A 22,321-nucleotide genomic window follows, 5' to 3' on the forward strand; every position below is an offset into this window, starting at 1 on the left:
TATGAACGATTCGCTGAAGACCCGGGTGCGGCAGAAGTTGCTGCGCCAGCTCGTCGAAGATCCGCGGGACACCGAGCACGACGACCCCCGCCAGATCGCCGTGGAAACCGATCTGGACGCGCTGGCCAACGTCTCGGAGGACGATCCGCTCGTCGAAGAACTCGCCACACGTTATCTCGTGTTCTGATCAGGCCGTCGACGCGCCGCCATAGGGCGGTAACTGCGGCAGCCGCTCGGCGAGCAACCAGCTGTCCCACAGGGGACGCAGCGGCACCAGGCTGTAGTGCCCCGCCAGATCGGTGAATTCCTCGGTGGTCACCGACGAGTGGCGGTAGCGAATGGTCCACTCGCGCAGTAAGTCGAAGAACGTCGAGTCGCCCAGTTCCAAGCGCAGGGCGTGCAGGGTGAGCGCGCCCCGTTTGTAGACGCGATCGTCGAACATGCGCTGCGGTCCCGGATCGCCGATGACGATGTCCTGCGGCTCGCGGGAAAGATTGTGCCGTGCCGCGCGGGCCAGCTGATCGGCGGTTGGCCCGCCCGCGGCCTCCGACCAGATCCATTCCGCGTAACAGGCGAAGCCCTCGTGCAGCCAGATGTCACGCCACTGCCGGATGGTCAGGCTGTTGCCGAACCACTGGTGGGCCAGTTCGTGCGCGACCAGCCGTTCGGCGCCGCGGCGGCCGTCGCAGTGGTTGGCTCCGAAGATCGAGATGCCCTGCGCCTCGATCGGAATCTCCAGCTCGTCGTCGGTGACGACCACGGTGTAGTCCTCGAACGGGTACGGGCCGAATTTCTCGCTGAAGACTTCCAGCATCATCGGCTGACGCGCGAAATCGTAGTCGAAAGCGGTGCGCAGTCGCGACGGGAGGACGGCCTGCATCGGTACCGGGGAGTGCGAGGAGCCGATGCGGTGCTTGCGATAGTGACCGATCTGGACGGTGGCCAAGTAGCTCGACATCGGTTCGGGCTGCTCGTACACCCACGTGGTCTGACTGGACTTGGTCTGCTTGCGCAGCAAAGTCCCGTTCGCCACCGCGTAGTACGGCGAATCGGTGGTGATCGAGATCCGGTAGGTCGCTTTGGAACTCGGGTGGTCGTCGCACGGGAACCAGGACGCAGCGCCGTTGGGCTGGCTGGCCACGAGCGCGCCTTCGGTGAGCTCCTCCCAGCCGACTTCGCCCCACGGCCCGCGCACCGGTCTCGGGGTGCCGCCGTACTGCACCACCAGCGCGAGCACGCCGCCCGCGGGGATCCGCTGTTGCGGCGTGACCACCAGTTTGCCGTGCTGGTGGGCGAATTTCGCGGCTTTGACCCCGTTGACGAACACCTTCGAGACGCTCAGCCCCTGAGCGAGATCGAGGGCGAACCGGGGCCGCGCCTCGGTGGTCACCGCGGTGATCGCGGCGCGCGCGGTGAGCCGGTTGACGGCCACCCGGTAGGCCAGATCGAGTTCGTATCGGGACACCCGATACCCCCGGTTGCCGTTCTGCGGTAGGTACTCGTCGATGGGGGCTTCGTAGAACTTGCCCGCCATCAGCTCGCCCCGGGGTCGCCCGTGAACCAGGGCGCGATCGGGTTGCCCCACCAGCGCGTCGAGGCGGGCACCGCGTCACCGCGCATGACCAGAGAGGCCGGGCCGACGGTCGCGCCGTCGCCGATCGCGGAGGCGGGCAACGCCACGCAGTGCGGTCCGAGGGTGGCGCCCGCACCGAGGGTGACGGTGTCCATGGCCATGATCCGGTCGTGGAACAGGTGGGTCTGCACCACACAGCCGCGTTCCACGGTCGCGCCGTCGCCGAGAGTCACCAGATCCGCCTCCGGTAGCCAGTAGGACTCGCACCATACCCCGCGGCCGATGCGGGCGCCGAGGCCGCGAAGCCAGAGGTTCAGGACGGGCGTCCCGGTCGCCGCGCGCGCGAACCACGGTGCGGCAACCGTTTCCACGAACGTGTCGGAGACCTCGTTACGCCAGACGAACGAGCTCCACAGCGGATGCTCCTCGCTGCGGATTCGTCCCACCAGCAACCATTTGGCGGCCACCGCGCTCGCTCCGGCGACGGCGCCCGCTGCCAGCAGCACCAGCCCGCTGAGCAGCCCGGCGGTGAGGTGGCCGAAAGTTCGCGCGAGCCAGGCCAGGGTGAACAGCACGCCGAGGCCGATCGCGAAGGTCACCAGGACAGGGAACAAGCGGCAGGTTTCGACGAGGCCCCTGGCGACGCGCAGGCGTACCGGCGGGTCGAAGGTCCGCGCGGTGTCGGCGCTCTCCGCGGCGCGGCGCAACCGCACCGGCGGGCTGCCCAGCCAGGACGAGCCGGCCTTCGCCTTGGACGGCGCCGCCGACAGCACCGCGACCAGGCCGTTCTTCGGCACCCGGCGGCCGGGCGCGGTCATCCCGGAGTTGCCGAGGAAACCGCGCTTGCCGACCTTCGCCTCACCGATGCGCAGCCAGCCGCCGCCGAGTTCGTACCCGGCGATCATGGTGTCGTCGGCCAGGAACGCCCCGTCGGCGACGGTGGTGAACTTGGGCAGCAGCAGTACCGTGGACGCCTCGACGCTCTTGCCCACCTTCGCCCCGAGCGAGCGCAGCCACAGCGGCGTGAGCAGGCCGGCGTACAGCGGGAACAGGAAGGTGCGCGCGGAATCCAGCAGCCGCTCGGTGGCCCAGGCCTGCCAGCCGACGCGGCTGCGCACCGGGTGGTAGCCCTCGGTGAGACCGATGCTCAGCAGCCGGACCGCGACGATGGTCGCCGCGGCGTACACGCCCAGGCTGAGCAGGGTCGCGAGGGGCAGGACGGTGAACGCCCGCGCGACGCCGTCGGCGAGCGTGCGGGTGTCCCGAACGAACCACGCGATGAACACGCCACCCGCGCCGATACCGAGAATCGGCATGGCGGCCAAGGCCATCGAGGTGATGCCGAAGACGCCGACCCAGTGCCGGGCTCGGTCGGGCCGGTGCGACGGCCAGCGGTGCTGGGCCTTGCCGACCTTCACCGCGGGCGAACCGGCCCACTCCTGGTCGGCCTTCACCTTGCCCGATACCGCGGAGCCGGGCGCCACCTCCGCGTTCCTGCCGATCTTCGTGCCCGGCAACAAGATCGAGCGCGAGCCGACCACCGCGCCGGGGCCGATGGCGATCGGACCGAGATGCACCACGTCGCCGTCGATCCAGTAACCGGACAGGTCGACCTCCGGTTCCACGCTGCAACCGTCGCCGAGTTCGAGCATGCCGGTCACCGGCGGGAGACTGTGCAGGTCGACGCCCTTGCCGATCTTCGCACCCAGCGCGCGAGCGAACGGCACCATCCACGGCGCACCGGAGAGGTTCTCGGCGCCGCTGGCCGCGGAGAGGCGGACGGCCGCCCACAAGCGCAGGTGCACCGATCCGCCGCGCGGATAACGGCCGGGGCGGATGCCACGCAGCAGCAGGCGCGCGCCTGCCACGCAGATGGCCATGCGGCCGGGTGGGGAGATGAACAGCGCGAACGCGACCAGCGTCCACCACCAGGACAGCTGGGGCAGCCAGGGCAGCGAGCCGGACCAGGCCGCGATGTTGCCGACGATTGCCAGCCAGGTGAGCCACTGCAGCCCGGTGAGGGTGGTGAGGGGGATGGTGGCGAGCACCTGCGCCGCTTGCGCCATCGGTGGCGTCGGTCGCACCGTCCGCTCGGCGACCGCCACCGCGGGCGTGGTCTGCTCCAGCAGGTCGGCCAGCGCGCCGAGGCGGGGATGGTCGTAGACATCGGCGACCGTGATCTGCGGATACCGTTCGCGCAGCGCGGTGACCAGTTGCGCCGCCGCGAGCGAGCCGCCGCCCAGATCGAAGAAGTCCGCGTCGAGATCGCCGACCTCCGCGCCGAGGATGGAATCCCACAGCCCGGCAACCCACTGGGCGGTGCCGGTCAGGTCGTTGTCGTCGTCGTCCTCGGCGGCATTGGGCAGCGGCCAGGGCAGCGCGTCCCGGTCGACCTTGCCGGAGGTGCGGGTGGGCAGCTCGTCGACCACCGCGAGCCTGGGCACCAGCGGCGCCGGGAGTTGTCCGGCGAGGGCGGCTCGCGCGGCCTTGGCATCGAAGTCCGTCCCCGGCCCGGTCACATAGCCGACCAGGAGCTTGTTGCCCGCCTTCGTGGTTCGGATGGCCGCCGCGGCGCCCGTGACGCCCGGGAGGTGCTGGAGAGCGTTGTCTATCTCGCCGAGTTCGATGCGCCGACCGCCCAGCTTGATCTGATCATCGGCGCGGCCGAGGAAGATCAGCCCAGCGCTGTCGTTGCGGACCAGATCGCCGCTGCGGTAGGCGCGCTCCCAGCCGACGGAGTTCAGCGGGGCGTACTTCTCGGCGTCCTTGACCGGGTCGAGGTAGCGCGCGAGACCGACTCCGCCGATCACCAATTCACCGGATTCGCCCTCGGCCACCGGATTGCCCGCTGGATCCACCACGACCAGATCCCAGCCGTTGAGCGGCAGTCCGATCCGGATCGGCCACCGGCCGTCCAAGCGCGCGGCGCACGCGACGACCGTCGCTTCCGTGGGGCCGTAGGTGTTCCATACCTCGCGAGCCGAATCACCGTTGCCCGCAAGGCGTTCGGCGAGTTCCGGCGGCACGGCCTCGCCGCCGAAGATGAGCAGGCGCACCGCCTCCAGCGCCTCGACCGGCCAGGTCGCCGCCAGGGTCGGTACGGTCGAGACCACGCTGATCTCCCGCCGCACCAGCCAGGGACCGAGATCGGCTCCGGTGCGCACCAGATCGCGTGGGGCGGGCACCAGGCAGGCGCCGTTGCGCCAGGCCAGCCACATCTCCTCGCAGGAGGCGTCGAACGCGACCGACAGACCCGCGAGTACCCGGTCACCGGGACTGATCGGAGCGTCGCGGAGGAACAGGTCCGCTTCGGCGTCGACGAAGGCGGCGGCGTTGCGATGAGTGACCGCCACGCCTTTCGGAGTTCCGGTGGAACCGGAGGTGAAGATGATCCAGGCGTCGTCGCCGGGGCCGGGCAGCGTCGACCAGGTCTCCTCGCGCTGCCGCTCCGCCGCGCGGATGCCCGCGGCGGTGGTCTCGATGCCTTGCGCGGTCACGATCGCGGTGACCTGCGCCTCCCCGAAGACCAGTTGGGCGCGCTCGTCCGGGTCGTCGGCGTCGACCGGCACGTAGGCGGCACCGGAGTACAGGATGGCGAGAATGGTGACGTAGAGCTCGCGGGTGCCCGAGGGCATGCGCACGCCGACCCGGTCGCCCGGCCGCACGCCCGCCGTGGCGAGGCGAGCCATGGCCTTCTCGATCTCGACGACCAGCTCCAGGTAGGACAGCACGACTCGGCCGTCATCGATGGCGGGGGCATCGGGGTGCGCGAGCGCCGTCGCGGTGAGGATGTCGACCAGCGTCCTGGCCGCCGGCGCGTGATCGCCGCGCGACAACGGACGCGCCGGCGCGTCGAGCTCTGTCTCGAGCATGGTGCTCTGTGCACCTCCCATCGACCTGCCTCACACTTTCCTGTTGTTGTGTCATAGCTGGGTTACCAAAGGGCAAACGCCATGCTGGCCAGTTGTCCACGGTACCCGGGGTTGTCGTCGTTTGTTGTTCACCGGACGGCGCGTGGGAGCGGCCGGTGCTGCGGGTGTTGTTGCAGGTGAGCCCGCTATTTACGGCTTTCCGCAGGGCAACGGCTGGTCGGCGGGTCAGTCTCGTGCATTCGCCACGAGATCGCTGAACCGAGGGTGTGATTCCGCTCATCGAAGCGGTCGGTCGCCTCCCGCACGGTGGTGCCGAACGTCGAGTCGCGGATCGCGGCACCGGGCGCGGTGGCAGTCGTCTGTCGCCGAGGGGTCCACGATTTCGCGAGGCAGGCGCGGCTCGCGTGTCTTCGTGGGGGTGCTTGTAATGGCTCCCACATGGTGGTTAGGTCCACGCGGTGCTCGTGGGGGACTCGGGTCGGATGTGGTTGACAGTGCCGGGGCGCTTCTGCCACTCTCGGGTCAGGTCATGAGTGCCAGTGCAAAGCCCCGGCTTGCTGGCCGGCAACCCTCCTCCGCGGTGGGGTGCTCCGGGTGACGACCCGGCCGCCGCCCGACCGGGCGCGGCAAGCGCGGACTCGACGACTCATCTGATCGCGGGTCCCTTAGCCGACGGGATTCACGTGATGACTACTGCCCTCGACAACGCCTGTGCCGCACTCGCCCAGGTCTCCGGTGACCAACTGCGCGTGCCGTTGGTGCAAGGCGGAACGGCGACCTACGCCAACTTCGACTACGCGGCGAGTGCGCCCGCTTTGACGCAGGTCAGCGAGCGTGTGCAGCAGCTGCTTCCGTTCTACGCGAGCGTGCACCGCGGTGCGGGCTACGCCTCCCGGATCTCCACCGAGTGCTACGAGGCCGCTCGCGGGTCGGTCTGCCGGTTCCTCGACACCGCCGACGACCAGGTGGTCGTCTTCACCCGCAACACCACGGACTCGCTCAACCTGCTCGCGTCCTGTGTCCCCGGCGACACGGTGGTGCTCGACATCGAGCACCACGCCAACCTCCTGCCGTGGACCAGGAATGGAAGGCGCGTCGTGCAGGCGGCGGGCACGGTCGAGGAGACGATCGGCAAGCTGGTCGCCGAACTGTGCAGCAGGCCCGCGGCTTTGCTCGCGGTGACCGGCGCCTCGAACGTGACCGGTGAGGTGCTTCCGCTGGAGCGTCTGGCCACCATCGCCCACCAGTGCGGCGCCCGCATCCTGGTGGACGCGGCGCAGTTGGCGCCACATCGGCGGATCAGCCTGCGCGACACCGGCATCGACTATCTGGCGTTCTCCGGACACAAGCTGTACGCGCCGTTCGGTGCGGGTGTGCTGGTGGGCAAGCGGGATTGGCTCGACGCGGCCCAGCCGTACCTGGCCGGTGGTGGGGCGGTGCGCGAGGTGCGTACCGACGGGGCCGAGTGGGCGCCTGCTCCGCAGCGGCACGAAGCCGGTTCGCCGAACGTGCTCGGCGCCGCCGCGCTGGCCGCCGCCTGTGACACGCTCGGTGCCATCGACGCCGAAACCCTTGCCGCGCACGAGCATCGGCTCGCCGATCGCCTCCGCGACGGCTTGGCCGCGATCCCCGGCGTCCAGCTGTTGCGCATCTGGACCGACAGTCCCGACTCCGTCGGCATCGTCGCCTTCACACTCGCCGACTTCGCCCCCGGCCACGTGGCCGCCTATCTCTCCGCCGAGCACGGCATCGGCGTGCGTGACGGACGTTTCTGCGCCCATCCGCTGCTCACCCGCCTCGGGCTGGCCGGCGCCCTGCGCGCCAGCATCGGCCTCGGCACCACCTCCGCCGACGCCGACCGTCTCGTCGAGGCCGTGGACACCCTGGTGCGCACCGGCCCCACCTGGGACTACACCGTCACCAACGGCCTGTGGAATCCCACCCCCGAAACCCGCCCCTTCACCTCCACGGCTCCCGCCGGCGCTGCCCCCTGCTTGGTCGGCTGAGTCCGCGTACGCCCGATCAGGGCAGCGCCGCCGGATACTATCGCCGTATTCGAATCCGAGCTGAGGCGAACTTATGAGCACGCTGCCCGTCTGGGCCACCGATCCGGGGGCCCTCCTCATCACAGAGGAGGGCTACGCGGCGCTTCCCGAAGATATCCAGCGGCAGATCGAGGTGGTCGACGGCCATGTGATCATCTGCCGCAGTGGGACCTTCGAGCACAACAATGTGGCGCGGCGACTGGCCAACGCGTTGGAGCAGGCCGCCCCGGATGAGCCGTGCACCGGGGTAGTGACCGACTTCGAAATGCATTACGTGCGCAGCCGCCCGGGAAGCCCTGGTTTCTCTTTTCGCCGCCCGGACGTGGCGTTGCACCGGTGTATCAATGGCGATCGCAAGTTGACGACGGCGGACGTACTGCTGGTGGTCGAAGTTGTCTCACCAGGGTCCGAATATACCGACACCGTCGACAAGTGTGCCGAGTACGCGAACGAGGGAATCCCTATCTACTTGGTCGTGCACTTGGCGGCGGATCGCAAGGTCAAGATCATCCAAGAATACCGGCTCGACTGGGCCAGCCGCAGCTACCGCTTGGCGGAAACACACCAGGACGTGCTTCGGCTGACCGACCCTTTCCCCGTGGACGTCGACTTCGCCACCTTGGACGGGGCGTGAGGTCGGGTGGCGTAGTCGGAATCTACGGTCAGTCGCCCAGGGCGGTGGGGCGGTAGTAGCGGCCGTTGTAGTACAGCAGTGGCGAGGCGGCGGGTTTCTCGTCGGTGTTGTCGTGGACGCGGGTGACCAAGCCGACGACGAAGGTGTGGTCGCCGATGGGGATCAACTGGTGCACGGTGGCGCGCAGCCAGATGGGGGTGCCGTGCAGAACCGGTTCGCCGGTGTCCAACGTGGTCCACAGTGCGCGGTCGGTGAAGCGCTCCTCGGCGGCGCGGGAGAACCGGTGGGCCAGGTGCTGCTGGTGTTCGCCGAGGAAATGGATGACGACGGACTCGGCGTCCAGCATGGCGGACAGGCTGGAGGAGGTGTGCGCGATGTTGAACGAGACCAGCGGCGGATCCAGCGACAGCGAGGCGAAGGAGGTCGCGGTGAAGCCGACCGGCCCCTGCGGCGAGTTCAGCGTCACGACGGTGACGCCCGCCGGATAGTGGCGCATGGACGCGCGATACTGCTCCGCGGTGATGCCGCTCAGATCATCGGGAATCTGTAGTCCCGTCTCCGGCCGTGGTGCGTCGGTCACATGACGAAACTACGCCCGGACGCCCGAACCGCGCGGGGGTGTGTGGCCGTCGGCATGATTTCCGCGGCCCGGGCCCGAGTCAGTCCACGTCGATCGGAAGACCCGCGGTGATCCGCAGCAACTGTGGGAACGAGGTGCGGAAAATGGTGTTCGGGTGCCCGCCCGCGGCCCATATCTCTCGATGGGCGGCCAGCGCGTTGTCCACCCAGGTGGGAAGGTTGGTCGGGTGGCCGACCGGCGCGACGCCGCCGATGGGCTGACCGGTCACTTCGCGCACCATATCGGCGGGGGCGCGGGTCAGTGTCCCTTCCAGGCGCGCACCGGTCTTCGCCAAGTCGACCTGGTGCGCGCCCGAAACCAGTAGCAGCACCGGGTCGTCGTCGAGCAGGAATACCAGTGATTTGGTGATCGCCCCGACATCGACGCCGAGTGCGCGCGCGGCATCCGCGGCGGTGTGCGTCGGTTCCGGCTGGGCGACGATGAGACCGTGATGGCCCCGTGAGATGAGGGTGTCCGCGACCCGGCAGGCGACCGGGGGCAATGACGACCTGCGCATCTCACCAGGGTAGAGCGATTGCGGACCGTACGCCGGGCGAGTCGCGCCGCCCGCTCAGTATTCCGGGTATCCCTCGCTGGGACCGAGCATCCCGGCGATGCGTTCGCCGGTGATCCGCGCGAGTTCGGTCACGTCGCGCGAGGAGACCGCTTCGTGCGCAACCGCTTCGAAGGCGCGGTCGACATCCCGCGGGGACAGGGCGAGCAGTTCGGCATCGGCCTTGCTCAGCAGTGCCTCGCGGTCCCGATACGGGCGAGCGTCGGCGAGTGTCGCCGCCCACGTCACGTTGCAACAGCATTCATACAGCGCGTGAACCGCGCGACCGCGGGGCATTTGGTTGAATCGGTCGAGGCCGATTCCGCGATGCATCAGCACAGTGTCCTCCGAACCCGATGAATGAGGTTTGCTGACCTGCTCATGATCCGCTTTTCTCCGAACCGGGAACCAGTAGATCACTGCGAATTCGCACAGCCTTTACACTCGCGCGACTTCCTTTGCGAGTCGCGCACGCCGGGACGTTTCCCGGGTCGGAATACCGGCCGCGACGAGTCTCGATACGCTGTACAAATGACAGATTGGCAGGCTTTCACCGTCGAAACCAAGGATCACGTCGCGCAGGTGACGCTGACCGGCCCCGGCAAGGGCAATGCGATGGGCCCCGACTTCTGGCGCGAGTTGCCGGAGGTCTTCCAAGCGCTCGACGCCGATTTCGAGGTGCGCGCGATCGTGCTGACCGGCTCGGGAAAGCATTTCTCTTACGGCCTCGACCTGCCCGCGATGAGCGGCACGTTCGGTCCGCTGCTGGCCGAACGGGCGCTGGCCGCGCCGCGCACCGACTTCCTGACCGAACTGCGCAAGATGCAGGCCTCGGTCACGGCGGTGGCGGACTGCCGCAAGCCGGTGATCGCCGCCGTGTCCGGCTGGTGCATAGGCGGCGGGCTGGACCTGATCGCGGCGGTCGACATCCGCTATGCCAGCGCGGACGCCAAATTCAGCCTGCGAGAGGCCAAGGTCGCGATCGTCGCGGACATCGGCTCGCTGCACCGGCTGCCCGGCATCATCGGCGAGGGACACCTGCGTGAGCTCGCCTACACCGCCAAGGACATCGACGCCGCGCGCGCGGAGAAGATCGGCCTGGTCAACGACGTCTTCCCGGACCAGGAGTCGGTGTTGGACGCCGCGCACGCCACCGCGCGCGAGATCGCCGCGAACCCGCCGCTGGTGGTGCAGGGTGTCAAAGACGTGCTGGATCAGCGGCGTAAGGACGAGGTCGCAGCGGGCCTGCGCTACGTCTCCGCGTGGAATGCCGCGTTCCTGCCCTCGGAGGACCTCACCGAGGCGATCAAGGCCGTCTTCGAGAAGCGCCCGCCCGAGTTCCGCGGTCGGTGATGCCCACGGCGCCCGACGGCGGGTCGGGCGCGCCGTGCACCAAGGGTGGGTAGGAAGGGTGGGCAAGGTGATTCGCCTCAGGGTTGCCCTGCCCTCACCCTAGGGGTGGCTGTGTGCGGCGCCGAACGTCCATATCGTTTGGGACGTCAAAGATTTCGCCTCGCATTCAGGAGCACAAGAAATGCGTATCAGGTCCTTCCTCGCCGCTGGTCTGCTGGCCACCGCTGCCGTCGCCGGGGTGTCGACGGCCGCTTCGGCCTCGGCCGCGCCGGTTTACCAGGACGTCGCCTACAGCGGCACCTACATCGGTACCTACGCGACCTTCGAAGCCTGCCGGGCGGACGGTATCTCGCCGAGCACCGGCGGCTACTACTGGGAGTGCATCGAGACCTACGACGGCTGGGACCTTTACATCTCCTACTGAGCCACCTGTCACCGAGAAGGGGCATCCGGTATCCGGGTGTCCCTTTTCACCTCTCGGGCCTTCGATGCGGCCCGCAGAGCGAAGCGGGGAGTCCGGGCCTACCGGACTCCCCGCTTCGCTTGTGCCGTAGCGGCTTTCAGTGTCCGCCCTGGTCCTTCAGGCGCTGGATGGACGCCTCGACCTCGGCCTCGGCCTCGGCGCGCCCGACCCACTCCGAGCCCTTGACGTACTTGCCGGGCTCCAGGTCCTTGTAGCGCTCGAAGAAGTGCTTGATCGCGGCCAGCTCGAACTCCGGGACGTCCTTCAGATCCTGGATGTGGTCCCAGCGCGGGTCGCCCGCCGGTACGCACAGAACCTTGTCGTCGCCGCCGGCCTCGTCGGTCATCTTGTACATCGCGACCGGACGGGCCTCCACGATCACGCCGGGGAACACCGAGTCGGGCAGCAGGACCAGCGCGTCCAGCGGGTCACCGTCTTCACCGAGGGTGTTCTCGATGTAGCCGTAGTCGGCGGGATAGACCATGGACGTGTACAGGAACCGGTCGAGCCGGACCCGGCCGGTCTCGTGATCGACCTCGTACTTGTTCCGAGAACCCTTGGGAATCTCGATGGTGACGTCGAACTCCACGCCATCTCCTTCGTGCATCGGTGCCGAGCCCGGCGACTCGGCTTCTTTTCGGCGACTGCCGACTCGGCCGCTGCGGAGTGCGCCGACTCGCCAGGTTGTTCAGGGGAACGGTTGCGCAACGAGGATAGTGTGGTCCCCGGGGATATGGGTGCGGCAGGCGGCTGCTGCGGGAATCGGTCAGGAGAGCGGCGGCGACGTGTTTGGTGGCAACGAGAACATCGGTGGGCTGGCTGCCCGGCGGCGTCGCAACAGATGGATCTGGATCTCGGCCACGCTGGTCGTGCTGCTCGCCGTCGCCGTCGTGGCACTGCTCGCGGTGCGGCCGTGGACCGACGAGTTCCGGCACGGCGGGTTGACCATCGCCGCCCCGCCCGCTCCGGTCGAACCGTCGCCACAGGTCGGCGCGGCCCGGCCCACCGGTTCCGCACCGAGTCCGGCGGGCGTCGCGGCCGCGCTCGCGCCGGTCATCGGCAACCCGGACCTCGGCGCGTTCGCGGGCCAGGTGACCGACGCCGACAGCGCGATGGTGCTGTGGAGTGGCGATGCGAACCGCCCGATGATCCCGTCGTCCACCGCGAAGATCCTCACCACCGCGGCCGCCCTGCTCACGCTGCCCGCCGAGCATCGGGTGACCACGAAGGTGGTCGCCGGTTCCGCGCCGAACGAACTGGTGCTGGTCGGCGGCGGCGATCCGACGCTCACCGCGCAACCGGACGGCAAGGGCTACTACCCGAACGGACCGCGTCTGTCCGACCTGGTCGCCCAGATCAAGTCCGCAGGCCGCCCGGTGGACACGATCATCGTCGACACCTCCGCTTACACCGGCCCGACCATGGCGAAGGGCTGGGACCCGATCGACATCCCCGAGGGCTCCATCGCCCCTATCGAGCCGGTGATGATCGACGGCGGCCGCTTGCAGCCCCTTGTGGAGTACTCGCCCCGCACCCCGACGCCCGCCCTGGACGCCGGACGGCGACTCGCCGCCGATCTGGGGCTCGACCCGGCGCGAGTGCGGGCGGGCGTCGCCCCCGTAGGCGCGACCGAGGTCGCTTCTGTGCAGTCGGCGCCGCTGCGCGACCGGCTGCGCGACACGATGGTCTATTCCGACAACGTGCTCGCCGAGGCGATCGGGCGGGAGATCGCCGCGGCCACCGGTGGCCCGGCTTCCTTCGACGGTGGCGTCGCCGCGGTGCGCGCGGCGCTGAGCAAGGCCGGTTTCGATCTGTCCGGCCTGGATATGCACGACAGCAGTGGGCTTTCGGTCGACGACCGGATTCCCGCGCGGTTGCTCGACCGGGTCGTGGCGACCGCGGCCAAGCCCACCGGCGCCACGGCGGTGCAACCGGCCGGTACCAAGGCCAAGCCGGAGAACGACCGGATCGCGGCCACCTTGGCGCCGATGCTCGACCACCTGCCGGTTGCGGGCGCCACGGGCTCGCTGACCAGCCGCTACGTCACCCGGGACCGGCAGGCCGCGGGCTGGGTGCGGGCCAAGACCGGAACTCTGTCGGTGTCCAGCGCGTTGGTCGGGTATGTGCTGGACGCCGATGGGCGGGTGCTGACCTTCGCTTTGATGTCGAACGATCGACCGCCGGAGGTGAGCAGGCCCGCGTTGGACGCGATCGCAGGCACGCTGCGAAACTGTGGATGCTCGTGACGGGTGGTTGAGTATGACCCAGCAAGGTTCCGACACAGCCGAGTCCGGCTCCGCGGGCGCGGTCGGCCGAGGCAAGGCCCGTTCGGGTCTGTCCGGCGTGGTCGATTGGCGCTTGGCCGCGAGAACTGGCTCCGCGCTGGTACCCGCGGGTCCGCGTACCTCGCGCTACTCGGCCCGGCAGGTGGTCACCGAACTCGCCGATGCCTCGGTGCGAGCCGAGGGGCCCGTGCGTGAGGTCACCGGGTTGCTGGACGACCGGCCGGTGCCCGCGGCCAGGATCGTCGACCGGCCGGGATGGATTTCCGCCGCCGCCGACTCGATGGCCCAGCTCACCGGAACCGGTGAAACGCGGGCCGAACGCAAGCTGCTGGCGGGCAAACCCGCCGGTGTGCAGGCGGGGGCGATGCTCGCCTTCCTGTCCACCGCCATCCTCGGCCAATACGACCCGTTCACGGGATCGGACGGCACCCTGCTGCTGGTCGCGCCGAACATCGTCGCGGTCGAGCGCGCGCTCGGCGTGTCACCGAGCGACTTCCGGCTCTGGGTCTGCCTGCACGAGGTGACCCACCGCGTGCAGTTCTCCTCCGCGCCCTGGCTCGGCGACTACATGCGCGCCAACGTCGAGGTGCTCGGCGAGGTCGGTGACGAGCCGCTCGGCGATATGCTGTCGCGCCTGGTCGACGAGGTACGTGACCGCCGTCGCGGCACCGCCTCCGACGACCCGGCCGCACGCGGCGTGATCGGTCTGCTGCGCGCCACCCAGGCGCCGCCGCAGCGCGAGGCGCTGGACCGCCTGCTCATGCTCGGCACTCTGCTCGAGGGCCACGCCGATCACGTCATGGACGCGGTCGGCCCCGCCGTCGTCCCGTCGGTCGAGCAGATCCGCACCGCGTTCGACCAGCGGCGCAGGCGTCCGACCAACCCGGTGCAACGCATCCTGCGCGCCCTGCTCGGGGTGGACGCGAAGGTCGCGCAGTATGTGCGCGGCAAGAAGTTCGTGGACGAGGTGGTCGGCACCGTCGGGATGACGCGGTTCAACACCGTGTGGACCGATGCCGACACGCTGCCCCGCCCCGACGAGATCGAGCATCCGCAGCGCTGGATCGAGCGCGTGCCGGCCTGAGCGAGCGCGCCGCCTTCGGGCCCGGCGGTGCGGCGGTGCGCGAGTCCGGTCGGTAGGCTGCGCCCATGGGGCGTGCGCCGAGAGGGACACACGGGCGTTCCGGGCCGGAGGCCGGGTCATCCGGCGTCGGGCGTCCGCCTGAGCCCGGCACCGTTCTGCGCCTCCCGGAGACCGCCGCCGTGCTCGCCGTCCGCCGAGCCGTCCGGGACTGGCTGACCGGATTCGGGCCGCGAGAAACCGAGGAGCAAGCAGTCGCTGTGGCGCTGTCCGGTGGCGCGGATTCGCTGGCCCTCACGGCGGCCGCAGTGGTCGAGACGCATGCGGTCGACGCGCTGGTGGTCGATCACCGGCTGCAACCCGGTTCCGGGGCCGTCGCCGCCGAGGCGGCGGCTCAGGCGCTCGCTCTGGGCTGCCGGTCCGCGCGTGTGCTCGCGGTCCAGGTCGGCACCGAGGGCGGGGTGGAAGCCGCCGCGCGCCAAGCCCGCTACGCGGCGCTGGAATCCGCGCGCGGGGGCCTGCCGGTGCTGCTCGGGCACACGCTCGACGACCAGGCCGAAACCGTGCTGCTCGGGCTCGCGCGCGGCTCGGGTGGGCGCTCGATCCAAGGGATGGCGCCCTGTAGCGAGCCCTGGGGGCGGCCGCTGCTCGGAGTGCGCCGGGAGACCACCCGGCAAGTCTGCGCCGACCTGGGCGTGACGCCACACGAGGACCCGCACAACCTCTCGCCGGAGTTCACCAGGGTCCGGCTGCGCACCGAGGCATTGCCGCTGTTGGAGCGAATTCTCGGCGGCGGGGTCGCCCCGGCGCTCGCGCGCACGGCCGAGCAGTTGCGGGAGGACGGCGCGGTGCTGGACGCGCTCGCCGCCGAACTGCGGCACACCGCCAGTGATGGGCAGACGCTGGTGATCGAGACCCTCGCCACTGCGCCCGCGGCCCTGCGCAAACGGGCCATTCGGTCATGGTTGCTGGCCAACGGGGCGAAAGCCCTGACCACGAAGCATTTACAGGCGGTCGACGACCTGGTGACAGCGTGGCGTGGGCAGGGCGGCGTCGCGGTCGGCGGAGGAAGGCCGGGTAGCAGGTTGGTCGCCGGGCGCGAACATGGCAGGCTGACACTGCGGCTGGGCGCGGAAGACATCGGATCGATGAAGCAGACCGAACCGGCCCAACGGGCTCACCACCACGGAAGGGACACCAGCTGACGTGTACGGGGACGACATCGCGTCGGTGCTGATCACCGAGGAACAGATCGCCGCCAAGACCCAAGAGCTGGCCGAACTCATCGCCAAACGGTATCCCCCCGGCGCTCCCGAGGGGGACCTGCTGCTGGTGGGCGTGCTCAAGGGCGCGATCTTCTTCATGACCGACCTGGCCAAGGCCCTGCCGATCCCGACCCAGATGGAGTTCATGGCCGTCTCGTCCTACGGGTCGTCGACCTCCTCCTCCGGCGTCGTGCGCATCATGAAGGACTTGGACAAGGACATCGCCGGCCGCAACGTCCTGATCGTCGAGGACATCATCGACTCCGGGCTGACGCTGTCGTGGCTCAAGCGGAACCTGTCCACCCGAAACCCGGCCTCGCTCGAGGTGGTCACCCTCCTACGCAAGCCCGACGCGCTACGCACACCCGTGGAAGTCGCGCACGTCGGCTTCGACATCCCGAACGAATTCGTCGTGGGCTACGGCCTCGACTACGCGGAGCGTTACCGCGACCTGCCCTACATCGGCACCCTGGACCCGAAGGTATACGGCGGCTGAGGCGTCAGCCGCCCAGGATGCCGAAAATGGTTGCGGGAGAGCCGGAACCACCGCGGTATATCGGTCCGCCCACCAGCACCCACGCCCCGGTCGCGGGCAGCGCGGTCAGGTTCGCCAAGCATTCCAAGCTGATCCGGTGCTCGCCGTAGAGCAGTTTGGACACCGCGTACGTCTCGTCGGTTCCCACGTCGGGGCCGAACGTGTCGATGCCGAGCGCGCCGCGGCGGCCGAGCCTGCCGGTGCGCAACAGCCATTCCACCGTCTCCACCGCGAAACCCGGTTGCCGACCGGCTGATTCGCCCGTGCCGATGAACTCGGGCGTACCCCACTTGGCGTCCCAGCCGGTCCAGGCGACCACCGCGGCACCGTCCGGAATCCGGCCGTGCTCGGCCTCCCATTGCTTCACATCGCCGACCGTGATCGTGTAGTCGCGATCGTCCGCGCAGCGCTGCCGCACATCGATCTTCACCGCGGGCAGCAGCAGATCGTCCAGTTCGAGTTCGTCCGCGGCCAGCCCGTCGGCACGGAAATGGATCGGTGCGCCCCAATGTGTTCCGGTGTGTTCGCCTTGCTGGATGTAGCGCAGGTGATAGCCGTCGTTCGCGATCGTGGCCACGATGTCGGTGCGGAATTCCGGATCGTCCGGATACAGCGGAGTGGTGACCGGATCGTGGACGTGCGACAGGCTCACCAGCCGCCCCAGCGGCCGCGGTGTGGTCATCGCGCCCGCTGCGGAATCGCCCTGGCCAAAGCGAGCAGATCTGCTTCGAGGAGCCGGAACAGCCGATAGGTCAGCACGAATGCCAGGATGCCACCCACGCTGAGCACGCGCACCGGAACGATCACCAGCTGCAGGTCGGCGGGGTCGACGAAGGTCGCGGTCGCCACTCCCAGCAGGGGAACCGACGCCGCCACACCGAGGTAGAAATTGCCGCGCTTGGCCAGCGCGCGCAGCTGGCGTTCGTCGTCAGGGCCGATGCCACCGCGCAGGAGCAGTTGTGGATAGATCGAGCGCACCGAGTAGACCATGATCGGAAAGAACGGATAGGCCAGGGCTATCGCCGCGCACACCACCTGCGCCGCGAAGAAATGCAAGAAGGTCCCGCTCGGCAGGCTTACACCGGAGAAGGCCACTCCCAGCGGCCAGATGATGCCGGCGATCAGCCAGAAACCGAAGGGGATCCACACTGCCCAATCGCCCATCAGCAGGGTGTCGCGACGCGCTTTCGCGAGCATGCGCGCGGAGTATCCCCGGCCGTGGCCGAGCCGGTAGGCGATGGCGAGCGGCCGCCGGGTGATGAACAGCAAAAGCAGCGCGGCGACCGGAAACGCGATGAGATTGTTGATCAATACGACCGCCGCGAACTTCTCCTGGTCGGCGGCCGACATCCGGTCGATGATCAGAGTCTGGTTCAGCTGGATGTTGTAGAAGCTGGCCAGCACGTTCGGCACGCCGGCGCACAGCGCCGCTACCGGGAGCAGCCAGCCGCGGGCTCGGTGGGCGAGGCTGTCGGGCGGGGGATCGACCAGGTCGCGCGCGCGGGTGTCGAGGCACAGGTCGAGTTGTCCCGCGAGCTCCGCGCCGCTGCGCAAGCGCCGCTGGGGCTCCGCGTGTAAGCAGTCCAGCAGCACGCGGCGCAGCGTGGCCGGAGTGTCTTCGGGCAGGAGTGACAGGGCCGCCGCCGAGACGCCGCCACGGCGCACCGCGAGCATCCGCGCGTAAGTCTCGGGGACGTCGTCGGTGGGCGGCGGATCGTCGAACGGGGTTGCCCCCGTCAGCATTTCCCACAGCAGCACGCCGAGGGAGTAGATGTCGCTGCCGTTACCCGGGGCGGGCGCATCGGGATCGAGATAATGGGCCAGCTGCTCCGGGGAGCGATAGACCAGTGCGTCGGTCGCGCCGGGATGGTGCGGAGCGGGTGTGCGCGGCGCCGCCTCGCCGAGAGCGAAATCCGCGAGCTTCGGGATGCCCTCCGCGGTGAACAGGACGTTCGCCGGTTTGATGTCGTGGTGCAGCACGCCGTGGTGCTCGGCGTAATCCAGCGCGTCGGCCAGCCGCCTGCCCACCCACGCCACGGTTTCCGGCCAGGTGAGCCGCGCGATCTCGGTGCGCACGCTCGAATCCGCCGGACGGATCTCGCCTTTGTCCTCCATGGCGGTGTCCACCGCCCGCAGCAGCAGGGTGCCGCCGTCGGTCACCGGGCCGAGACGGCGTTGCTCGAGCAGCCCGACCGCGGTGCCGCCGGGGAGGTACTGCATGTAGACCAGGCGTGGGAGTGCGGGCAAGCGGGAGTCCGGGGCCAGTTGTGGGCCGGGCGCGGCGTCGGCCTGGTCCGGCGGGGCCGGGAGCGTGGCGTCCAGGTCGGTCGATTCGGCCTGCGTCGGATAGGCGAGGACCACGGCGCCGTCGGCCGATCCGGCGTATTGCCCGGCCTCGTGCTCGGGGATCGGCGTGCCGTCGCGGCGCGCAGGACGCGTGCGAGGCGCACTGACGGTGGTGTCGTCACTGCTGCTACCCGCGGCGGCGCTCGTTCCGGCGGCGACCGTCGCGTCGTCCGCGGTGGATCGTCGGCCGCCGGCTACGTCGGCTCGTCCCATGCCCGGAGCACCGGGCTCGGCGACTGCCGGATCGTCGCCGGTGTGGCTCGCGGTCGGGCGGGCCGGCGTGGCCGCGACCGTGGCGTCGGGATCGAACGGCTCGGAAACCGTGGCGTCGAGGTCACGCACCGCGATGGTCGCGTTCGGTTCAGCGGCCGTGGTGGTGCGGCCGCCGTTCGCGAGCGGACCAGCGACGGTCAGGGTGCGCGCGGCGTCGGCGCTGAGCACCCGCTGGTCGAAGACGCGCACGATATGGGAGTGGTCGAGCTGGGCCATCGTGTGCGGCGCGCCCGCGCGTCCCGCCGAGAACCGGACGGCGACCAGCCGCTGCATCGAACGTTGCCTGGCCAGGAAGACGCGGCCGAGCAGGCCCGAGCCCAAGTCGGTGAGCAGGTCGAAGTCATCTATCCGCAGACCGGGCGCGAGGTCGGCCAGCGCCGCGGCGGCTGCACGAGACTCGGCCGCGATGAGGTCGGCGTCGGCGGCGAGGACGGCGAGACGTTCGCGGATCGAGTCGGCGAGGTCCGGATACTCGGCGAGGAAGTCCTCCGGCGGCAGCGGTTCCCGTTCCCGGCGTGCGCGGAATTCCTCGCACACCAGATCGACCAGCTCGGGGCTGTCTTCCACCTCGGGGAATTCCGATCGGTATTCCGCGATCCGTTTACCGAGCCCTTCGCGCTCCCAGCGCCGCCATAGATCCACCCGGATCAGGTCGACGAGTACGGCCAAGCGCACCCGCGCGCCGTCGGGCACATAGTCGGAGATTCGGGGCGGCAACCGATCGTTGTGGAGGCTGCGCTGCCAGTCGGTGGCGAACCGGGCGACGGCATCGGTGCGCGAGGAGGTCACGTGCTGGTCTCCACTGTGGCCGTCGACACTCGTACAGGCTGGCCCGCGGGGGCCCCCATCGCGGCGGATTCGGGATCGACGACCCGCTCCAGCGCATGCAGATCCGCTTCCAGCGCACGGAACAGCAAGTAGGTGCCCACGAACGCGATTATGCCGCCCACACACAGCAGCCGGACCGCGAAGATCACCGACGGGATGTCGGGCGGGGGCAGGAAAGTGACTCCGGCCACCGCGAGCAGCGGCACCGAGGCGGCCACCGCGAGGTAGCGGTTGCAGCGCCGGTCCAGGCCACGCAACCACACCGCGTCCTCGGGGCTGATGTCGCCGTGCCGGAGGAACAGCGGATAGATGCACCGGACCATGTAGAAGGTCAGCAGGAAGAAGGGATAGGCGACCGCGATCGCACCGCACACCACCAGGGAAGAGAAGAAGTGCACCATGGCTGGTGTCGAAATGTCTCCGGTCGAGACCTGTAATGCGAGCGGGAAGATCAACCCGGCCAGTACCCACAGCGAGAATGCCACGGCCACGGCACGATCGCCCATCAGTAGCGCGTCCTTTCTGGCGCGCTGTAGGGTCTCCGGGTCGTATCGTCGTCCTTTGCGCAGACCGCGGGGCACCGTGAGCACGTATCTGGCCATGTACAGCACCAGCGCGATACCAGCCGGGAAGAAGATCGCGTTCACGGTGCCGGTGATGACGAGGAAGGTCCGCTGGGCATCCTCGGTCATGCGGCTGATGATCAGGTTTTCGTTGTGCTGGATGTTGTACAGCGAGGCGAGCACATTCGGCAGTGCCACCGCCACCAGCGCGACCGGCACTATGTACGGGCGCAGCCGCCGCCGCCAGCTGTTCGGCGCGGGATCGACCAGTTCGCGTGCGCGCTCGTCGAGGCACATCTCCAGCTGCCTGGCCAAAATGGTGCCGCTGGACCAGCGGTCGGCCCGCTCCGGCGCCAGGCAGGTCAGCAGCACACGGCGCAACGCGGCGGGGCAGTCGGGCGGGACCGCCTCCAGCGCGGCCGTGTCCACACCGGCGCTGCGCCGCTCCAGCATGGCTTCCAAGGTGGTGTCGTCGCCTTGGCCGCCCACGCCCGCCGTGCTGTCGTCGAACGGCTTGGCGCCGGTGAGCAGCTCCCACAGCACCACCCCGAGCGAATAGATGTCGGCGCGAGTGTCCAGGTCGGCGGCGCTACGGTCGAAACCGGGATGACAGGCCTCCAGTTGTTCCGGCGACATGTAGGCCAGCGAGCCGCCGAAGTAGGCCACTGGACTTGTGCCCTCCACGTTGCGGCTGAAGCTGATGTTGAAGTCGGCCAGTTTCGGCACGCCCTCGGCGGTGAGCAGGACGTTGGCCGGTTTGACATCGCGGTGCAGCACTCCGTGCGAGGACGCGTATTCCAGCGCCTCGGCCAGCCTGCGGCCCAGCCAGGCCACCGTCTCCGGCCAGCTCAGCGTCGCGATCTCGGCGCGCACGCTGGAGTCGGTCGGCCGGATCTCGCCCTTCTCCTCCATCGCCGCGTCCACGGCGTCGAGCAGGAGCCGGCCGCTGCGCTCGGCGGGCGGGGTGGCCCGCACCCGGCGCAGCAGGCCGAGCAGCGTGCCACCGGGAAGGAACTGCATGTAGAGCAGCCGCAGCCGGCGCGCGGCGCCCTCGGCGTCGTCGAGCAGGCGCTGGTCGAACACTCGCACGATGTAGTCGTGGTCGAGCTGGGCCAGGGTCTGCGGCTCGGTGCCGTGGTCGGCGGAGATCTTGACCGCCACCAGCCGTTGCAGCGTGCGCTGCCGCGCGAGGAAGACACGGGCGAACGCGCCACTGCCCAAACCGGTCAGCAGATCGAAATCATCGATCCGTTGCCCGACCTCGATGCGGTCGAGCGCGTTGTATCGGCCCGGTCCGGTGCCGATCGTCGTAGGCACGGCGGTGGCCGTTCCGGTCGGATCCGCTGCGGTCGTTCTGGTCATCTCCGAATCACGATCGGACTCGGCGGTTCGGTTCAACGCGGTGTCGGCGAGGAGGCCCTGGGGGCGCGCCACGACGGTCCGGGTGGAATCGTCCGGGGTCGCGCGGTGGGTGCTCTGGTCGATCTCGTCGGCGTTCAACAACTCGCGCAGTTCCTCGGCCTGTCGCGGATATTCGCGCAGGCATTCGCGCGGATCGACCCGCTCCCCGCTCTGGCGGCGGATGACGAACTCCTCGTACACCAGACCGGCAGGAAAATCATCGGATGTGAGTTCGGGAAATTCTGCGCAGTAATCGGCCAAGCGCAGGCGCGCGGCGGGTTCCGGCGCCGTGCTCGCGCGGGAACGGCGCAGCCAGCGATGACGCAAGTCGACGCGGATCAGCTCCAGCAATGCGGCGCGGCGCAAGGTGGCGGCGTCGGGCAGGTATTCGGCGATCGGCGGTGGGCGCCGGGTGGATTCCCAGGCCGCGGAGAATGCCGATACCGCGTCGGATTCGGCACGCGACAGGTCGCCACTCCTCGCACGGGTGGAAACACCTGTGTCGCGCTCGGAACTTCTCTCAGAGTTCGCACTCATGCTCGGACCTAGTGGCTCGGCGGACGCCGCGGAATCCGCAACGGTGGTTGGTCGGATGCGCCGAAAATTTCCCGCCACACCCAACACCATCATCC

At 69.3% G+C, this 22,321-nt stretch carries 18 protein-coding genes and 1 riboswitch; of the genes, 9 read left to right on the forward strand and 9 right to left on the reverse strand.

The features are described 5' to 3' along the window. Position 1: 1 nt before the first annotated feature. Positions 2-187: a hypothetical protein gene (locus tag K8O92_10860; GenBank protein UAK35609.1), complete on the forward strand. Its 186-nt coding sequence runs from the start codon at positions 2-4 to the stop codon at positions 185-187. Here the strand turns inward: K8O92_10860 and K8O92_10865 are convergent, their stop codons facing one another. Together K8O92_10865 and K8O92_10870 are read right to left on the reverse strand one after the other, a co-directional pair. Then, entirely contained in the window at positions 188-1,534 is a 1,347-nt protein-coding gene (locus K8O92_10865) for a M1 family metallopeptidase (protein UAK34313.1), read from the reverse strand. Beyond that, positions 1,534-5,445: an amino acid adenylation domain-containing protein gene (locus K8O92_10870; protein ID UAK34314.1), complete on the reverse strand. Its 3,912-nt coding sequence runs from the start codon at positions 5,443-5,445 to the stop codon at positions 1,534-1,536. Before K8O92_10870 ends, K8O92_10865 begins: the two co-directional genes overlap by 1 nt. A gap of 525 nt (positions 5,446-5,970) precedes the next feature. Then, a riboswitch (SAM riboswitch) is annotated at positions 5,971-6,084 on the forward strand. 47 nt (positions 6,085-6,131) lie between these two features. On the opposite strand from K8O92_10870, the gene K8O92_10875 reads away from it, so the two are divergent. Then, positions 6,132-7,451: an aminotransferase class V-fold PLP-dependent enzyme gene (locus tag K8O92_10875; protein UAK34315.1), complete on the forward strand. Its 1,320-nt coding sequence runs from the start codon at positions 6,132-6,134 to the stop codon at positions 7,449-7,451. A gap of 73 nt (positions 7,452-7,524) precedes the next feature. Further along, on the forward strand, positions 7,525-8,124 hold the full coding sequence (locus K8O92_10880; protein ID UAK34316.1) for a Uma2 family endonuclease: 600 nt from the start codon (positions 7,525-7,527) through the stop codon (positions 8,122-8,124). 28 nt (positions 8,125-8,152) lie between these two features. On the opposite strand, the gene K8O92_10885 is transcribed toward K8O92_10880, so the two are convergent. The 3 genes from K8O92_10885 to K8O92_10895 all read right to left on the reverse strand — a co-directional run bounded on the left by K8O92_10885 (position 8,153) and on the right by K8O92_10895 (position 9,635). Next, positions 8,153-8,620 (reverse strand): flavin reductase family protein, encoded by a 468-nt coding sequence (locus tag K8O92_10885; GenBank protein UAK35610.1) that lies wholly within the window; start codon positions 8,618-8,620, stop codon positions 8,153-8,155. Positions 8,621-8,783: 163 nt separating this feature from the next. After that, a complete protein-coding gene (locus K8O92_10890) occupies positions 8,784-9,260 on the reverse strand; it encodes a YbaK/EbsC family protein (GenBank protein ID UAK34317.1) in 477 nt (158 codons plus the stop codon). A gap of 54 nt (positions 9,261-9,314) precedes the next feature. Further along, positions 9,315-9,635, reverse strand: a complete 321-nt coding sequence (locus K8O92_10895) for an OHCU decarboxylase (GenBank protein UAK34318.1) — start codon at positions 9,633-9,635, stop codon at positions 9,315-9,317. A 192-nt stretch (positions 9,636-9,827) separates the two neighbouring features. Between K8O92_10895 and K8O92_10900 the strand changes: the two genes are divergently transcribed. Continuing rightward, a complete protein-coding gene (locus K8O92_10900) occupies positions 9,828-10,649 on the forward strand; it encodes a crotonase/enoyl-CoA hydratase family protein (GenBank protein UAK34319.1) in 822 nt (273 codons plus the stop codon). A 181-nt stretch (positions 10,650-10,830) separates the two neighbouring features. Further along, entirely contained in the window at positions 10,831-11,073 is a 243-nt protein-coding gene (locus tag K8O92_10905) for a hypothetical protein (protein ID UAK34320.1), read from the forward strand. Between the two features lie 136 nt (positions 11,074-11,209). Here the strand turns inward: K8O92_10905 and K8O92_10910 are convergent, their stop codons facing one another. Then, positions 11,210-11,701: an inorganic diphosphatase gene (locus tag K8O92_10910; protein ID UAK34321.1), complete on the reverse strand. Its 492-nt coding sequence runs from the start codon at positions 11,699-11,701 to the stop codon at positions 11,210-11,212. 217 nt (positions 11,702-11,918) lie between these two features. Here K8O92_10910 and dacB point away from each other — a divergent pair, with 217 nt between their 5' ends. The 4 genes from dacB to hpt all read left to right on the forward strand — a co-directional run bounded on the left by dacB (position 11,919) and on the right by hpt (position 16,239). Continuing rightward, positions 11,919-13,358, forward strand: a complete 1,440-nt coding sequence (dacB, locus tag K8O92_10915; protein UAK35611.1) for a D-alanyl-D-alanine carboxypeptidase/D-alanyl-D-alanine-endopeptidase — start codon at positions 11,919-11,921, stop codon at positions 13,356-13,358. Positions 13,359-13,371: 13 nt separating this feature from the next. Next, positions 13,372-14,481 carry a zinc-dependent metalloprotease gene (locus tag K8O92_10920; GenBank protein UAK34322.1) on the forward strand — a complete coding sequence of 370 codons (1,110 nt, stop codon included), beginning with the start codon at positions 13,372-13,374 and terminating at the stop codon, positions 14,479-14,481. Between the two features lie 155 nt (positions 14,482-14,636). Beyond that, positions 14,637-15,683 carry a tRNA lysidine(34) synthetase TilS gene (tilS, locus tag K8O92_10925; protein ID UAK35612.1) on the forward strand — a complete coding sequence of 349 codons (1,047 nt, stop codon included), beginning with the start codon at positions 14,637-14,639 and terminating at the stop codon, positions 15,681-15,683. Between the two features lies 1 nt (position 15,684). Continuing rightward, positions 15,685-16,239, forward strand: a complete 555-nt coding sequence (gene hpt, locus K8O92_10930) for a hypoxanthine phosphoribosyltransferase (GenBank protein UAK34323.1) — start codon at positions 15,685-15,687, stop codon at positions 16,237-16,239. Between the two features lie 4 nt (positions 16,240-16,243). Here the strand turns inward: hpt and K8O92_10935 are convergent, their stop codons facing one another. The 3 genes from K8O92_10935 to K8O92_10945 are packed head-to-tail and all read right to left on the reverse strand — an operon-like array spanning position 16,244 to position 22,226. Further along, entirely contained in the window at positions 16,244-16,960 is a 717-nt protein-coding gene (locus K8O92_10935; protein UAK34324.1) for a cyclase family protein, read from the reverse strand. Then, positions 16,957-19,686: a protein kinase gene (locus tag K8O92_10940; protein UAK34325.1), complete on the reverse strand. Its 2,730-nt coding sequence runs from the start codon at positions 19,684-19,686 to the stop codon at positions 16,957-16,959. The genes K8O92_10935 and K8O92_10940 overlap by 4 nt, the downstream gene beginning before the upstream one ends. Further along, a complete protein-coding gene (locus tag K8O92_10945; protein UAK34326.1) occupies positions 19,683-22,226 on the reverse strand; it encodes a serine/threonine protein kinase in 2,544 nt (847 codons plus the stop codon). Before K8O92_10945 ends, K8O92_10940 begins: the two co-directional genes overlap by 4 nt. Between the last annotated feature and the right edge of the window lie 95 nt (positions 22,227-22,321).

The sequence above is a fragment of the Nocardia asteroides genome, from assembly GCA_019930625.1.
Lineage (GTDB): Bacteria > Actinomycetota > Actinomycetes > Mycobacteriales > Mycobacteriaceae > Nocardia > Nocardia sputi.